Annotated in this window: 20 protein-coding genes and 1 pseudogene; 12 read left to right on the forward strand and 9 right to left on the reverse strand. The window is 59.0% G+C overall.

Annotated features, from left to right (window positions below; all coding sequences use genetic code 11):
- Window positions 1–85 (reverse strand): annotated as a pseudogene (locus AAIR21_RS20485) (DUF2913 family protein); the annotation flags it as partial.
- Window positions 86–194: 109 nt separating this feature from the next.
- Window positions 195–704: a DUF4232 domain-containing protein gene (locus AAIR21_RS20490; protein ID WP_046899126.1), complete on the reverse strand. Its 510-nt coding sequence runs from the start codon at window positions 702–704 to the stop codon at window positions 195–197.
- Window positions 705–993: 289 nt separating this feature from the next.
- On the opposite strand from AAIR21_RS20490, the gene AAIR21_RS20495 reads away from it, so the two are divergent.
- Entirely contained in the window at window positions 994–1,539 is a 546-nt protein-coding gene (locus AAIR21_RS20495; protein WP_046899127.1) for a tyrosine-type recombinase/integrase, read from the forward strand.
- 3 nt (window positions 1,540–1,542) lie between these two features.
- On the opposite strand, the gene AAIR21_RS20500 is transcribed toward AAIR21_RS20495, so the two are convergent.
- The 7 genes from AAIR21_RS20500 to AAIR21_RS20530 form a co-directional block, all read right to left on the reverse strand.
- Window positions 1,543–1,818, reverse strand: coding sequence for a hypothetical protein (locus AAIR21_RS20500; RefSeq protein WP_422712963.1), 276 nt, complete (start codon window positions 1,816–1,818; stop codon window positions 1,543–1,545).
- A 10-nt stretch (window positions 1,819–1,828) separates the two neighbouring features.
- A complete protein-coding gene (locus AAIR21_RS20505; RefSeq protein ID WP_422712964.1) occupies window positions 1,829–1,957 on the reverse strand; it encodes a hypothetical protein in 129 nt (42 codons plus the stop codon).
- A gap of 792 nt (window positions 1,958–2,749) precedes the next feature.
- Window positions 2,750–3,685, reverse strand: coding sequence for a plasmid replication initiator RepA (repA, locus tag AAIR21_RS20510; RefSeq protein WP_434682114.1), 936 nt, complete (start codon window positions 3,683–3,685; stop codon window positions 2,750–2,752).
- 405 nt (window positions 3,686–4,090) lie between these two features.
- Complete coding sequence (locus AAIR21_RS20515) at window positions 4,091–4,660, reverse strand: VOC family protein (protein WP_422712966.1); 570 nt, start codon at window positions 4,658–4,660, stop codon at window positions 4,091–4,093.
- A 1-nt stretch (window position 4,661) separates the two neighbouring features.
- Window positions 4,662–5,084, reverse strand: a complete 423-nt coding sequence (locus AAIR21_RS20520; protein WP_422712967.1) for a hypothetical protein — start codon at window positions 5,082–5,084, stop codon at window positions 4,662–4,664.
- Between the two features lie 208 nt (window positions 5,085–5,292).
- The gene (locus AAIR21_RS20525) at window positions 5,293–5,631 is read right to left on the reverse strand and encodes a hypothetical protein (RefSeq protein ID WP_422712968.1); all 339 of its coding nucleotides are present in this window, start codon (window positions 5,629–5,631) and stop codon (window positions 5,293–5,295) included.
- Entirely contained in the window at window positions 5,615–6,130 is a 516-nt protein-coding gene (locus AAIR21_RS20530) for a helix-turn-helix domain-containing protein (RefSeq protein ID WP_422712969.1), read from the reverse strand. The genes AAIR21_RS20525 and AAIR21_RS20530 overlap by 17 nt, the downstream gene beginning before the upstream one ends.
- Window positions 6,131–6,481: 351 nt before the next feature.
- Between AAIR21_RS20530 and AAIR21_RS20535 the strand changes: the two genes are divergently transcribed.
- The 11 genes from AAIR21_RS20535 to AAIR21_RS20585 are packed head-to-tail and all read left to right on the forward strand — an operon-like array spanning window position 6,482 to window position 15,068.
- Window positions 6,482–6,964: a transcription termination/antitermination NusG family protein gene (locus tag AAIR21_RS20535; protein ID WP_422712970.1), complete on the forward strand. Its 483-nt coding sequence runs from the start codon at window positions 6,482–6,484 to the stop codon at window positions 6,962–6,964.
- Window positions 6,952–7,137, forward strand: a complete 186-nt coding sequence (locus AAIR21_RS20540) for a hypothetical protein (RefSeq protein WP_422712971.1) — start codon at window positions 6,952–6,954, stop codon at window positions 7,135–7,137. Before AAIR21_RS20535 ends, AAIR21_RS20540 begins: the two co-directional genes overlap by 13 nt.
- 56 nt (window positions 7,138–7,193) lie before the next feature.
- Window positions 7,194–7,427, forward strand: coding sequence for a hypothetical protein (locus AAIR21_RS20545; protein WP_422712972.1), 234 nt, complete (start codon window positions 7,194–7,196; stop codon window positions 7,425–7,427).
- Window positions 7,424–8,332 (forward strand): TcpQ domain-containing protein, encoded by a 909-nt coding sequence (locus tag AAIR21_RS20550; protein ID WP_422712973.1) that lies wholly within the window; start codon window positions 7,424–7,426, stop codon window positions 8,330–8,332. Before AAIR21_RS20545 ends, AAIR21_RS20550 begins: the two co-directional genes overlap by 4 nt.
- Complete coding sequence (pilM, locus tag AAIR21_RS20555; protein WP_422712974.1) at window positions 8,329–8,760, forward strand: type IV pilus biogenesis protein PilM; 432 nt, start codon at window positions 8,329–8,331, stop codon at window positions 8,758–8,760. The genes AAIR21_RS20550 and pilM overlap by 4 nt, the downstream gene beginning before the upstream one ends.
- A gap of 38 nt (window positions 8,761–8,798) precedes the next feature.
- Window positions 8,799–10,442, forward strand: coding sequence for a PilN family type IVB pilus formation outer membrane protein (locus AAIR21_RS20560; protein ID WP_422712975.1), 1,644 nt, complete (start codon window positions 8,799–8,801; stop codon window positions 10,440–10,442).
- 3 nt (window positions 10,443–10,445) lie between these two features.
- Window positions 10,446–11,714, forward strand: a complete 1,269-nt coding sequence (gene pilO2, locus AAIR21_RS20565) for a type 4b pilus protein PilO2 (protein ID WP_434682115.1) — start codon at window positions 10,446–10,448, stop codon at window positions 11,712–11,714.
- Window positions 11,701–12,264: a type IV pilus biogenesis protein PilP gene (gene pilP, locus AAIR21_RS20570; protein WP_422712977.1), complete on the forward strand. Its 564-nt coding sequence runs from the start codon at window positions 11,701–11,703 to the stop codon at window positions 12,262–12,264. Before pilO2 ends, pilP begins: the two co-directional genes overlap by 14 nt.
- A gap of 3 nt (window positions 12,265–12,267) precedes the next feature.
- Window positions 12,268–12,456 (forward strand): hypothetical protein, encoded by a 189-nt coding sequence (locus tag AAIR21_RS20575; protein WP_422712978.1) that lies wholly within the window; start codon window positions 12,268–12,270, stop codon window positions 12,454–12,456.
- A complete protein-coding gene (locus AAIR21_RS20580; protein ID WP_422712979.1) occupies window positions 12,446–13,960 on the forward strand; it encodes a GspE/PulE family protein in 1,515 nt (504 codons plus the stop codon). Before AAIR21_RS20575 ends, AAIR21_RS20580 begins: the two co-directional genes overlap by 11 nt.
- Window positions 13,947–15,068, forward strand: a complete 1,122-nt coding sequence (locus AAIR21_RS20585; protein ID WP_422712980.1) for a type II secretion system F family protein — start codon at window positions 13,947–13,949, stop codon at window positions 15,066–15,068. The genes AAIR21_RS20580 and AAIR21_RS20585 overlap by 14 nt, the downstream gene beginning before the upstream one ends.
- Window positions 15,069–15,086: the final 18 nt, after the last annotated feature.

Consider the following 15,086-nt stretch of genomic DNA (forward strand, 5'->3'; position numbering starts at 1 on the left):
CCTGCGCCGGCGACAGGACGCTGCCGTCACGACGGGCCAGCGCCAGCGCCACCAGGGCGCACCAGGCCATGTGCCCGGAGAGCATTCCCAGCTTCTGTTTTGCGGCTGCGGCATTTTCCATTGACGTCAGTGTCCTCTTTCTCTGCGGAAACAACAGATTATACAAACGCCGCGCGGAAAAGACATCGCCCCGCCTACGGCGTACCGGTCAGCGACTGCGAGTAATACCCGGTCTGCCCTTTTGCCGCGCACATCGTCCGGTTAAAGGGGACCGTCAGCGTGCCGCCGTCCAGCGCCAGCGACACGAACGCCGGCCGGATACAGTGACCGCCGTCAAACGCATCGCTGGCCACCCAGCGCAGCAGGATCTGCAGCTCCGCGCCGGCGGTCACAATCACTGGCGGCAGCACCGGTCCCGGATGCATGCCCCGGGCGGTACGCCGTTCCGCCGTCACCGGGTGGTGCTCCGCATCGCTGAATACCAGCGTCGGTAACGGCGGCAGCATGCAGGATGTCCTGCCGGCGTTGTGCAGCACCAGTGACGTGCCGCCCTGCGACATGCCGTCGAACAGGCCGTTCCGGTCATCGGAATGCAGGCGGATATCGGCACTCAGGCAGGGGGGGATCTGGGCGCTGTCGGCCAGGGCTGAAGCCACCGGCAGCAGGCTGAGGGAGGTTATCAGCAGCAGGGGAAAATATCGCATGGGTAGCGCTCCGGCAGTGAATGGCGCCGTCCACTGCGAACGGCGACGAAAATAAAAAGCATAACACCCGATGCCCGGGTGTTGCGTGCGAGGCTCGCAACGGGCACGCCGGGAAATCAACGAATAACCTCACAGAATCAGCCGGCATGGCCGGGGGGGCCTGCGCGGGAGCACGTAGCCGCCTGCATACTTATTCAGTGAATGTGATCGCGGTTAATTATTCTCGCTGGATATGTTAAGAATTTTCCTACATTCTGAGCAACGAAATATATTCTTCAGGGGATCGGGAATGAAGAACAGGCTGTATCTGACGATGCACGAAACCGAAAGGATCCTGCGGGCCACGGAGGGCGAACGCCAGGGGCTGCGCGACCGCAGCATGATCCTGACGGGATTTTATCACGGGCTGCGGGTCAGCGAACTGACCGGGCTTAAGGTGCAGGATGTGGATTTTACCGGGTCGCGCATTTATATCCGGCGGCTGAAAAACGGCCTCAGCACCGTGCACCCGCTCCAGCCGGAGGAAAAGCGCCTGCTGGAACGGTGGATGGCGTGCCGCCCGCCGTCAGAGGGAGGCTGGCTGTTTCCGGGAACAAAGGGGCAGCGCCTCAGTCGCCAGCACGTGTACCGGCAGCTGAGGCGCTACGGAGAACTCGCGGGGCTGTCGCTCCGGGTGCATCCGCACATGCTGCGCCACGCCTGTGGCTATGAGCTGGCGGAGCAGGGGATGGACACCCGTCTGATTCAGGACTACCTGGGGCACCGGAATATCCGCCATACCGTGCACTACACGGCGGGCAATGCGGCCCGCTTTTCCCGGGCCTGGGCGACCTGACGGTCAGGTCTGTTTGCCGTCCGGAAGCCGGTACGGAAAGATATGCAGGGCATTGGCCGCAATCGGATACACCCCGAAGCTTTCCGTTCCGGCCCTGCGCTCCTCCGGGGCCAGCGCGGAGGGCTCACGGCCTCCCCAGAGATTAATCCCCTCGGGAATGCCGTTGACCGGGATGTCGTCAGCAATTTCCAGGGTTTTTCCGTTGTTCAGCTCAATCACGACGCCTTTGCCGTCAACGGGCACCAGGTTGCCCGCGGGGTCCAGAATAAATATTTTCATGTCTCACCTCTCATGTCGCCGCTGACGGCGACGCCGGCCAGTCGGTGATCGTCATTGCTGGCTCATTGCCGTTGACCGTTCCGGCGCTGATAACACTGTCGGCCCGGGCCCGGACCAGCATCCCGATACAGTTTAGCACCTTCATCTCCGCCGGCTGACCGGTCAGAAATGGCAGCAGAGTCAGGTGCCCTTCAGGGCACGAAGGCGCCAGCCGTTGCTGATGAGAGCACCAGAGGTCAGTGGCGCCGTGACCCGGCGCAGCCGGTTACGGATTTAACAGGTTCTGCCAATCAATACCTTCGCCCTGCTTAGCCATTACCCGCTAACAGCGCCGCAGGATGTGTTTTGCGCCGTCGGAGTGGGCCCGGCAAGGCGAAGCCGCAGCCCGGGGCGTATCTCCGCGTTAGCGGGCCGCAGGGCCGCTTACGGGCGTGTTATATCAGACTTACAGCCACACTTCCCACAGCAGCATTGTTCTGACCTTCTGAGCAGGAGTGGGGCCCGCCGCTGGCCGGCGGGAGGTACTTTACTGGGTTTCCGAACCGGCGCGGACGTAGTCCGCTGCAAGGGCGGTCATTATCCCCGTTTTCCACAGGAAAGCGGGACTGAATAAGGTTCATTTTTATTGAATTTTAAAAGGATCAAAGGCGCGTCAGCGCTCGTTGGTGAGAAAAACTCCCGGACTGCTAAAAGATTAAGAAAAACTTGCGGGTAGTACTTACAGTCATTGCGGGTAAAATTCTCTCTATATTTGCGGGTAGTTGTGTATAACCGAAGGAACATGGCCAGCTGGCATCATCAGCGGATGTGGCGCAGATCATCGGAGGCGTCGAAGCCGGTTTTTTTGATGGTTTTTCAGCCTGATTTAACGCGCCAGGAAGCACGAAAACCGCCAGCGGCGGTAGAGGTAAAACGTGGAGGGCGTATTGATTTAGTCTGGTGGCTCAGCGTCAAAGTTGAGCTTGATCTGACGCAGGTAATGGTAGACCAGCAGCTCGAAATCATCCGGCGTCATGCCTGAGACTTCCGGCCGCGTGTTGATCAGCCATGCCGCGATCTGAAACTGGCTGTCGTCAAGCTGGGTAGAGCGCGCGATTCTGGACAGCCGTTTCTGTTCTATCGCTTTCTCACGTCGAACCTTCAGGGCCTGTGCCACCTTCTCGTCGGAGAAGCGCTGACGGGCCGCTTTTACAGACATCACTTCGCCAGGGGACAGGATCCCCTCGGACAGCGCCCGCAGGCGTTCATCACGCTCTTTATACAGCAGATCGAGATTGACCTGGAGGAGCTTAAAGAACTGCTCCGTTAACGTGACATGGCGCGGTAAGTAGGATTTTGTGTACGGGTCCAGACGGCGCATGTACGGCTCGATAAGACCGTAATTTTCTAACAGATCGAGTGCGCGGCAAATGCGGGAAGGGGTAACCTCTTCACCGGGTATGACTTCGCCCCGGGAGTCTTTTGGGCTTAACGCCCTGCATATCTGTGAACTGTTGAGGGCGACATTAAACGTGGCAAGATCACAGCCGCTCACCAGCAGAACGGCCAGCGCATCGAGGAGATGCTGGCGTTCCTGACGGAAATCGCGCTCACGGCCGGCATTCGTGCGCATATGCACGAAGTACGGATGCCGCGAGAAACGGCGTTTCTGGGCGCGATGATACCCGTCCCGAAGGACTTTCGGGAGCTGATTAAAGGTCGCAGGTCGAAGATATTTAGGATCCGCACACTTACACGCCGTCGAGTGTGTTCCGCGACGACGGCGAGTACGCCTGGGAGCAACAACAGCAGAATCGCGTGCCTCACGCAGATCCTCGAACGCTGACCAGTCGAAACCGGTAGGATCGGAAAATGTGCCGCTAGTCAAACCCGCCCGCACTTATGGCGGTTAGGTCTTGTGTTATGAGTTGCATGAGTTATAATCTCTCACAGGCCAGCGCCTGCTTTCGACCCCCTGATATCTGTCCTGCCGCCAAGTAGAGCCAGATTTCGGGGGGTTTTTGCATTCAGGGGACAGCCAACAGCTTTCCCCACTCCCTGGACATTTCAGGATATGCCCTATCCACTACATGAAGCAGCACTACAGGCATGCTCACACGTCAAATTCACATAACTCCTCGGGATTCTACCTCATTTTTCATAACAAGCAACTAAAGGATCCAGAAAGGATCTGATTCGTTTACTGATCGCCTAGGGATATAATTTATAATTATGTGAAAAACATCACATTTAAAAGCCCTTATTCCTATGTCAGAATAAGGGCTGAATTCATTTAGCTACTGATATCCACATGCCCCTGTTCAAATTCCCACTGGATTCCGTATGGATCAATGAAGTAGAAAAAACGGATCTCACCGATAACATCACAGACATTATTTTTTTCAGTGTCATTATTCTTGCTTTCGTCAAAAAGATGAAACTCATCTGATGTTATAGGGTCAATTTTAAATGGTTTATATTCATCACTAACATTGACCAATTTAACATCTGATTGTTTTTTGATGAAAGCAAAAACATTATCAATATCATTTACCCTCAAACATATATGACCTACCCCCCCAATATCATTAACCCTTTTATCTCTTACATAATTTTCACTGATAGGGCTATGATACTGCATTAACTCCAGAAAAACTGGAGCGCCCGGTATTTCAAGGAAGCGAATAGAAACATTAACATTTTCTGGCTCATCTAAAAAACCAGCAGACTTAGAAAAGCCCGTATTTTTAAAACAAGGAAAATCCTGCTGTGGTATAGCACTAAAAACTCTAGTGTAGAACTCCGTCGCCACATCAATATCATCAACAACAACATTAATATGTCCTAAACCGCAAAAATTCATACTATGATCCTCTGTCAATATAATTTAAGATAGCTTTAACAATCATCACAGAGGGTATTGAAAAAAAAGCAACAAAAAACAAATTAGAAATAATATTAACAATCACCAACTCACTTATGTGAGATTTATATAAAAAATCAAACGCAAAATAATCCGTTACCGCGGTATAAATCACAACAACAATGAAAGAAGAAGTTATTGATGAGAAAAAGAACAATACCCCCCTTCCTTTATACAAGTAATTAAAAATTAATACATTAATGACAAAACCGACAAGATTACCAAACACATTGGCCCAGTAGAGCCTACCAATCGGTGCAAAAACATTGACATAGCTCAACTCATTAGAAAAATAAGTCGGATGCGGAAGATGTATGACTGTGTGTGTTGTAAATATCATGATAAAATTTGCAACAGACTCCATGATAACCACAAGCCAAATAAATGTATTGGGGTTATATGCAGACATCATATTAAGGATAACAAAACACAGCATGTATGTTAGTGATGATGGAAACACCGAGATCCCAAAAAAGCTAACAAGCCTGTATGCTATAAGGTGCGATGTAATAGAAAGAGAGATAAACAAACACATTAAGACATAGTTAACCCTCGAAGTACGCCTGATAACATCAAAACACTTTCTCATAATCGCATTCCTTTTTAAGATAACTCAAGAAATCCTTTTTGTTATAAACATCATTTTCCTTGAAAAATTTATCATAGACGTCACTGAGAGCCACTACTTTAATAAGCCATTGTTTGTCATATGACGATAAAGCGTCATAAAACTCCATTTCAAAATTTTTTAACGCCTTTTTGTTAACTAATGAAGGTCGCCCAAAAGAGTATAAAACAACGACACCGTCATCCGTAACCTTAAATTCTTTTATTTTTACGGAAGGATTTAACAATCTCTTCTCTTCAAAAAAGTAGTGTACTCGCTCAGATATTCTACTCAACATCGACATTCAGTATTCTCCACTCACATATTTGATAACCATTATCAGGCTTATCGCTTACAACACTAAATGAATCAGGTTTCACAACCAAGTACTCATGTATATATGTATTCTCAATACTAACATCGGGAGAGCTGCATATCGCAATTTTATTTTTTTCTACAAAGAATGCAAATGGATATTTTCCGTAATTTTTATCTATAAAAACATTCTCTGTATCCTCGGAGATCTTAACGCCATGTACATACCCCTCTAAAACAAAATAATTATCAATCACAGGGATCTCTATTAGCTCTACATTTTCTAACTTTCCTTTACCTGAGATCAACCAGTCAGGGTTCAAGTTCAATCCATTAGCAATCTGCACAGCCAGTTTAGAACTATCGAGATTATTCTTGATAATGTAGTTCATCGCCTGTTGTGAGATCCCACAACGCCTAGCCGCCTCACTTTGTGACATATCTCGTTTGTATAAGACATAGCGAAGTCGCTCAGAAAAACTTTGCATGAAAAATCAGCACCTTATAAGTTAATTTTGTTATCTACAAAAAATTTAGTTGATAACATATTTAAAGTTAGATAAATTCTTTTTAGTTTAAGCAAAAACATATGCTTAATCTATTCAACTGTTTGTAGCAGTTGTATTTCACACACAGAAAAAAAACATAACCACCTAAAAAACATAGGTATACGAGTAAACCGCCAAGTTACTCCGTAACCCAACAATGCGTTAGCCCGGACTGACACCTGAGTCCCTCGGGTACAACCCAGGCTAACGAGATAAATTTAACGCCAGAATTTAATGGGTTAAATTCTGGCGGAGCTTTACCAAAATTTTGCAAACACCAGGGATCTTTCTATGGAACAGTGGTATCTCGCCTGCTACAAGCCCGGAAAGGACAACATCTACAAGGCTCAGCTGGCCCTTTCCCGCATCAGCACAACGGATTTTTTTTGCCCACAGCTTCGCACAAAGCGCCCCCGCACCGATCGCCCGGGCCAATTCCGTCAAGTCATCGAGCCGTTGTTTCCGGGCTATCTGTTCGTTGCATTCGACCCCGAGGTGATCCACACCTCACGCATCGAAGCGTGCCCAGGCGTGAACTATCTGGTCCGCTCTGCCGGACAGATAACGCCGATACGCCCCCTCATCATCGATCAGCTTATGTGCCTGCCACTGTGCCGCGATGCCGCATCACGCAAGCCACTGCCGCACGTCAGACGCCGACAGCAGCGGATCGCCCGACAGCTCGATGACTTTATCCGGGATACCGTTCCCGAAGAACGCGGCGCATTGTGTCTGGCGCTGCTGCAGTCTCTGGAGGCCGAATGCGACCAATGACCATACCTGCTGCTGCCGTGGCCCACCGGCTCCCGTTTATTCCCGGTGAGTTGTTTGAAGACGATCTCTACGGCACACCCTGCTACCGCCACGATAACGGTCAGGATTTTCTTCCCTTATACCTCACGCACCTGAAAGAAACCAAAGCCCTTCGCTGCCATAAACGGCGATAAGTTAATCTCCCCCCCTTTGGCTGCCTCCGGGCAGCCTTTTTTTATGTAGGTGAATCATGTCCCGAGCCCCTCAGGGCAGGGCTTATGCCCTGTCCGCCGAACAACATCGCTATCTGACCCAGAAAGCCGTCGCATTAACCCGGACGCTGGAGCAGCCCATATCCTGCCGGTATGTGCTGGATGCACTCCTGACGCTCAGCCTTAATTTTGACGACAAGGTACTGGCTCAGCAGCTCCGTCAGCGTTTCAGCGAACCCCCGCGTTCCCGTAAAACAAGGAGGCGAGAATGAAACGAACCCTGACCGTCTCGCTGACACCCGTACTCCTGACCGCCTGCGCCCATTCAGGCCAGCCCGCCACCGCACCGCCGGCGCAGACACTGGTCACCACGCTGATTAGCGAGCAGGTTCCGCTGATACAGCTGGCGCAGAATGAGCTCGCCGGGGTCAGTCAGGTTCCCTTAACCTCCCGTTCCGCGCCATCATCCGGTCATGCCCCCTCCACCGCCGCCGTACCCGGTGTCCCTTCCCCGGGAAGCCTGACCGCCGGGACACACAGGCTGTCAGCGTCTGCCCAACCGGCATCCATGCGGACCCTCGCGCCGGCCGGTCAGGCGCAGTCGCTGCGTCAGGCGGTCACCCGTATCGCGCCGCCGGACTGGAAGCAGCGTTACGGCACCGGGCTGATGCCCGACAAACGGGAGCCGCTGCGCTGGGAGGGCAACGCGCCGTGGCCACAGACGCTGGAGAAGGTGCTGCAGCCCCTGGGCTACACCGTGGCCACCGACCCGGCTACCCGGCAGGTCTCGGTGTCGCCGGGGGCCGTCGCCGGGAAATCCCAGGCAGGAAGCAGCACGGCACCCCGCTCGCCGTTCGGGGCGGCGTCCGGAAGGACCGCACCGGTGGCCGTCACGCCGCCGCTCAGCTGGAACATCACCGCCGGCACCACCCTGCGCGATGCGCTGTTCAGCTGGGCGGCCACCGCGCACTGTGAGGCCCCGGGCATTCAGAACTGGACCATCGCCTGGAGCACCCCGGTCAACTACCGCGTGGACGCGCCGCTGCACTTCACCGGCAGCTTCCGTGACGCGCTGAACGGCCTGTTCACGCTCTACGGCACGGCGAAGGTGCCGCTCTATGCCGGCGTGCGTCCGGCCCAGTGCGTGGTGGTGGTCGATGACAGGGAGCCACGATGATTTACTGGATATTCGCCGCCTTTCTGGGGTTTCTGGTTTACACCCAGGTCCCGGTCCGTCACCAGGCGGACGTTCAGGAGCACGCTTCCGTCAGTGACACCCGCCTGCAGGCCATCCAGACCGTGCGCTACATGAACGTACTGAACGACTGGCGCTATGACCACCCGGGCCAGCCGGACGGCGTTATCCCCGACGCCACCCTCGGCTGGTCCCCCGTGCCCGGCCTGAACAACCTGATAGCCGGCGGACGCACCTGGGTGTGGCAGCCGGACGCGCCGGGGCTGATGGCCGCCCTGCTGCAGCAGACCCGCCAGTCGGCCCTCACCGGCCGGGTCAGCAACCGCCGCCTGCACGATGCGCAGGGCAACGACATGCAGGTCAGCGTCCCATCAGGGGTGCCCGACGGCAGCCTGGTCTGGCTCAACTGAGCCCGACCTCCCCTTACTTTTCACTTTCCGGAACTCACATGAATAAACACCTTTCCCTGACCGGAACGGCGGCGGCCCTGTGCCTGCTGCTCGCCGGGTGCAGCACCCTGACGAAGGTCGACCAGACCGACCGGCAGATACAGCAGAACGAAGGGCAGGCCAACCGGCACATGGCCACCCTGCAGCAGGGCGGCGTCGTGCGCGACCTCTCCTCCCAGTGGATAAACCCCGTCCCGCTCGGCGGACAGGGCACCACCGCCGAGCCGCTACCGCCCTGCGCGGTGGCCATCAACCGCCCGGGCAGCGTCTCGCTCGCCGACATCGGCGCCTTTATCAGCCAGCGCTGCCACCTGCCGGTGGTGGTCACCCCGGACGCACAGGCCGTGCTGCAGCCCGCCGCCGGGGGCGGCAAAACCGAATCCATGAGCGGCAGCATTCCGCCGCCGGACGCCGGGGGTATGGTGCCGCTGGCCTCGCTCGGTGCCGCCGGGATGGCAGGCGGAGGCGGTCGTGCCGTCAGCGGCGGCGCCAGCCTGCAGGGCGTGCTGTGGCAGGGAGCCCTCAGCGGCCTGCTGGACAACGTCACCACCCGCCTCGGTCTCTCCTGGCGCTATGAGCAGGGGCATATCGCGATATTTTATCTCGATACCCGCACCTTCCCGGTGATGTTCATGGACAGCACCGCCAGCTTCAGCTCAAAAACCCTCAGCGGTACCACCACCTCGGCAGGCAGCAGCGGGGGCGACGCCGGCGGCGGCATCAGCGGAGACAACAACACCTCGCAGACCACCGAGATGTCCATCAAGTCCGGGCTCTATGCCGACGTCTCCGCATCGGTGAAATCGATGCTGACGCCCGGCACCGGGCGCATGAACCTCTCCGCCGGGGTCCTGACCGTCACCGACACGCCGCGCGTGCTCGATGCCATCGGCCGCTATCTCGATGACCGTAATAAGGAGCTCAACCGCCAGGTGGTGCTCAACGTGCAGGTCTACAGCGTCGAAACACGCAGGCAGGACCAGCTCGGTATCGACTGGAACGCGGTGTTCAACAGCGGCAGCATCGGACTGTCTCTGGGTAACAGCTTTACCGCCGCCAGCGGCGATGCGCTGAACGGTGGCCTGACCATACTCGACGGCAAGGGCAAGGGCTCCAGCGCCTTTATTAAGGCACTGGCCGAACAGGCGAACGTCAGCGTGATGACCTCCGCATCCAGCATGACCACCAACCTCTCGGCGGTGCCGATTCAGGTGGCGCTGCAGCAGGACTACGCCGACAACGTCAGCACCGACAACACCGCCAACGTCGGGTCGACGACCAGCATCACCAAGTCGACCATCACCACGGGCTTCAACATGACCGTGCTGCCCTATCTGCTGCCGAAGTCCTCGCAGATGGAGCTCCAGTTCGCCATCAACATGTCGGACGACCCGACGATGCGCGAGTTCAAAAGCGGCGACTCCGCCATCGAGCTCATGAAGACCCGCCTCAAGACCTTCACCCAGCGCGTCATCATGAAGTCCGGCCAGACCCTGGTGCTGAGCGGCTACCAGCAGCTCAGCGACACCGCCGACCATCAGGGGGTGGGCAGCTACACCTTCTTCGGCCTCGGCGGCGGGGCGAACAGCGAGCGCAACAAGACGCAGCTCGTCATCCTCATCACACCGGTCATTCTGGGGTAACGCATGGAGTCACAGGAACAGTACCTTTACCCGGGCCCTCATGCCCGACTGGTTGCCGGCCTGCACTGGCAGTTTCTGCCGGTGGGCGGCAGACGCGGCATGCGCCTGCGCGCCCGGGAAGAGAACGCCAGCCACTGGGTCGCCCTCCCGCTCACCGGCGGCACGCTGCTCGGCACCGTGTCGCTTCCGGGTGTCACGCGCGGTAAGCCGCTGGTCTCGCTCGCCCTGCAGCTACAACCGCTGCTGCCGCCGGACGGCTACGCGGTGTTTGCCCTGCCCGACGGCCGCTACTGGTTTACGGCCGCCCGTGAGGGCAGGCTGTCGATGTTTGCCGACGTGGCCGGCGATGAGGCCGTCGTGCGCGCCGCCGTCGACCGCTTTCTGCAGGCCACGCCGGAGCCGGAGGCCGGCTGGTCCGTTAACGGACCAGCCGGCTTCTTCCCGGGGACGGACGCACAGACGCTCACCCTGGCTGCCCTGGTGGCGGGAAAATCCCTGCGGCACGCCCGCCTGCAGGCGACGGCCAATACCCGGGCCCGTCTGCTGCAGCTCGTGGCGCTCGGGGTGCTCGCCGGGGGCTACGGCCTCTGGCACCTGCATCTGGCTCAGCAGGAGCAGGCCCGCATCGCAGCCGCCCGGGCGGCGCTGCAGGCCGAACAGCAGCAGGAAGCCGTCGGCGCGCAGCAAAAGCCCTGGGCGGGTTCGCGCGCCCTGCCGGTCACCCTCACGCAGTGCGAGACGGCCCTGCGCCAGGTGCCGCTCTCCGTCGCCGGCTGGACCTTCAGCACCGCCGACTGCCAGGAGGACGGCACCCTGAGCCTGCACTATGCCCTGCCGCCGGGCGGGACCGTCAGCGACTTTGCCGCCCGTCTGCCGGAGTATTACGCGAATGCCTCGCCGGTGTTCAACATCCCGGGCAACGCCGACGACGCCTCGTTCACCCTGGAGGTCCCGATGCCGGTGCCGGCCGCCCCGGAAGACATTCCTGACGGTGACACCCAAATCCGACGCCTGACCAGCTACGCCCAGCGGCTGGGGGCGCAGCTGCGGCTCACCGAAGACGGACCGCTGACGCAGGTGGTCGGCGACCAGACCCTCACGCTGCCGTGGCGGCTGTACAGCTTCACCTTTATTACCCCCATACCGCCGGACCGGCTCTTTGCCGGTGCCCGCTTTGACAGTCGCGGCATGCGCCTGACCCACGTCGCCACCGCCCTGCAGAACAGCCGGCTGGTCTATACCCTGGAAGGAAAACTGTATGCGAACCGTTAATCCGGGCCGGCGCCTCGCGCTGTGCCTGCTGTTGCTCTCCCCGGCCGTGATGGCCGCCCCGGTGGCCAGCCTGCCGCTCCCTCCGGCCCCCGGAAACCAGACGCCTGCCCCGCTGCCGCCGGTGCCCAGGCCGGTCACCGTGATGCACGACAGCGCCGGGCAGCCGCTGAACCTCGGCAGCCTGGAGACCATTCAGGCCGAAACCGTGCTGTTTGAAGCGAAGGTCGCCCGCGCCAGGGCGCTCGGCGAGCTGCAGAAAAGCGGCGTGGATGCCGACCCGGCGCCCCTCTTTAACCCGGCGCCGCCGGCGGGCGCCGATACGGACGTGAAAGGGGCCGCCACCGACACCACCCCGCCGCAGGTGGTGGAAATCGCCGGCAGCGGCCATGCCCTCAGCGCCCTGCTGGCGCTCGGTAACGGCAATCAGGTTCGCGTCCAGCCCGGCAGCCGGATACCGGGCACCCGCTATACCGTCAAATCCATCAGCATCAGCGAAGTGGTGGTGTCCGCCCCCGGCTACGCCGCGCTGTCACTCACCTTTGCGGGGTAACCCATGACGCACCAGACACATACTGCAAGCATCACCATTCACGCCGACGTGGCACCGGGGCGCAAAACGCCCCTGCGCCAGCTCATCGAGCGGCTTCCGGGTATGCCCCGCCAGCTGATCACCGTGGAAGACCTGCCGAAAGGCCGCATCCTCTGCGTGCCATTGCCAGAGGAGCCCGACGATGAAAATTGACACCCGGGCCGCGCCCTACCTGCACTGGGAGGCGTCGCCGGAAGGCCCGCCCACCCTGTGGGTCTCCGCCGACCACCGCACCGAGCCGGCCGTCCAGAGCGCGATGAACCACTGCTTTAAGCATCACCGCACCGCCGTGCTGCGCCCGGTGCCGCTGGACGAACTGCGCGAGCGTCAGCAACAGCAGGCCGCACAGACGCCCGCCGACGCCGGCGACGTCTCGGCCCAGCAGGCGAAAGTCATCGACTATTTCCGGGAGGCCGCAAAGCGCCGGGCCTCGGACATCCACTTTCTGATTGGTCTGGAAGGTCTGACGAAGGTGCAGATGCGCATTCACGGCGACCTGGAGACCCTGAGCCCGCTGGAGATGGACGTCGGCATGTCGCTGGCCTCCACCATCGTGCTGTCGATGTGCGACGTGACGGAGAAAAGCTTCAACCCGAAGCGCCAGCAGGACGGCCGCGTGCGCCGGGACTTCCTGCAGGGCCTCGGCCTGTTCGGCGCCCGCTACGCCCATACGCCGACGGAGTTCGGGCTGTACGTGGTGATGCGTATCCTGCCGGACGACGGCGACAACGTCCCCGACCTGACTGCACTGGGCTTTCTGCCGGAACAGCAGGGCCTGATAAACCGCATGCTGGTGACGCCGGAGGGGGTCATCATCATGTCCGGCCCGACCGGCTCCGGCAAGTCCACGTCGCTGCGCACCTTCAGCCAGATTTACCTGGTCCACACCGGGGGCCGCAAACGGCTGCTGACCATTGAGGACCCGCCGGAAGGCCGTATCGCCGGCGCGGTGCAGACGCCCATCATTGCCGACAAGAACGATCCGGAGGCCGTCACCCACGCCTGGGTGCGCGCCATCTCGGCGTCCCTGCGACTCGATCCGGACGCCATCATCGTCGGGGAAATCCGGGAAACCAACTCGGCCAAATCCGCCCTCTCGGCCTCGCGAAGCGGCCACCTGGTGCTGGCCACCCTGCACGCTAACAGCAGCATCGGCATCCTCGATCGCCTGACCGACTCCTTCGATATTCGGCCCGGCGAGGTGGCGGACCCGCAGATGATGATTGGCCTGCTTTCCCAGCGACTGGTCCAGGTGCTGTGCCCGCACTGCAAAATCACCTGGGCACAGAAAAAGGACCTCACCGGTGACCAGCTCGCGCTGCTGACCCGCTTCTGCGACACCGAACGGCTGGCGTTTCGCAACCGGAAGGGCTGCGACCACTGCCACAAGGGCGTGGTCGGCCGGAAGGTCATCGCCGAGGTCATCCGCCCGGACGCCACCTTTATGAATCTGCTGCGCCACGAAGGGAAAATGGCCGCCCGCAGCTACTGGGTGCACACCCTCGGCGGCATCACCCGGGGCATGCACCTGCAGCACTACCTGCGCGACGGCCTGGTCGACCCGCTCGACGCCGACGCCATCAGCCCGCTGGACGAGGACAGCCTGACGCTGCTGCCCGCGCCGGAAAAAGAGGAACCCGCTCATGAACCTGCCTGACTTACGCCAGCGGCTGGGTGCCTGGCGCACCCGGCTGCCCTCCGCTGACGGCCTGAATGAACACGTGGGCCGCTGGCTGGCACAAAAAACCTTTTCCACCGGTGACCGGATGGAGCTCTACGAAGACCTGGCCTTCCAGCTCGACAACAACCTGAAGCTGGATAACGCCATGAACGCCATCATTGGCAGCTATGAGGGAAAAAAGCCCAAGCCGCCGGTCGTGCTCTGTCTGGAAGATGCGCTCCGGGCCCTGCAGGAGGGGAAGTCGCTGGATGCGGGGCTCACCGAATGGATCCCCCGCCAGGAGTCCGCCATTCTCAGCGCCGGCGTCCAGGACGGCCGCCTCGCCGAGGCCCTGCGCCGGGCCATGATGGTGGTGGAGGGCCAGGGAAAAATGAAGGGCACCCTACTTGCCACCCTGTTCAACCCCCTGATGCAAATCATCACCACCATCGCCATGAACTACATGGTGTATTCACACTTTCTGCCCACGCTCAGGATGCTGGCGCCGCCGGAGCGCTGGACCGGCTCCGTCTGGTGGCTGGCGCACATTTCCATCGTTCTGGTGGAGAACGCCTGGCTGCTGGGTGGCCTGCTGGCGGGCGCGGTGGTGGCCATACTCTGGAGCCTGCCGAACCTCACCGGCCCGGTGCGCCGCGTGCTGGACCGCCTCCCGCCGTGGGGGATTTACCGGGACATCAACGGCGTGAGCTTTTTGCTCAACTTCAGCGCCCTGATGCGCGCCCAGGTCAAAACCGAGGATGCGCTGGAGAGCCTCAGCCTGCACGCCACCCCGTGGCTGTACGAGCGCCTCGCCGCCACCCGGCGGCAGGTCAGCGCCGGGCACCATCTGGGACTCGCCCTGCGCCACGCCGGCTACGGCTTTCCCTCCCCGCAGGCCATCAACAAGCTGGCCATGATGACCGGGAACGATAACGCCGAACAGATTATTGAGAATTTTGCCGCCGTCTGGCTGGCAAAGACCGTGGCGCGGATCGAGCGGCTGGCCTCCCGGCTGTCGCTGGCCGCGCTGCTCATCACCGGGGGCTATATGGCCCTCATCATTATGGCGACACAAAGCCTGAACACCCTGGTGGGCAACCACTGAACTTACTCAACAAGGACT

The sequence above is a fragment of the Enterobacter sp. PTB genome, from assembly GCF_051130085.1.
Classification (GTDB): Bacteria; Pseudomonadota; Gammaproteobacteria; order Enterobacterales; family Enterobacteriaceae; genus Enterobacter; species Enterobacter ludwigii.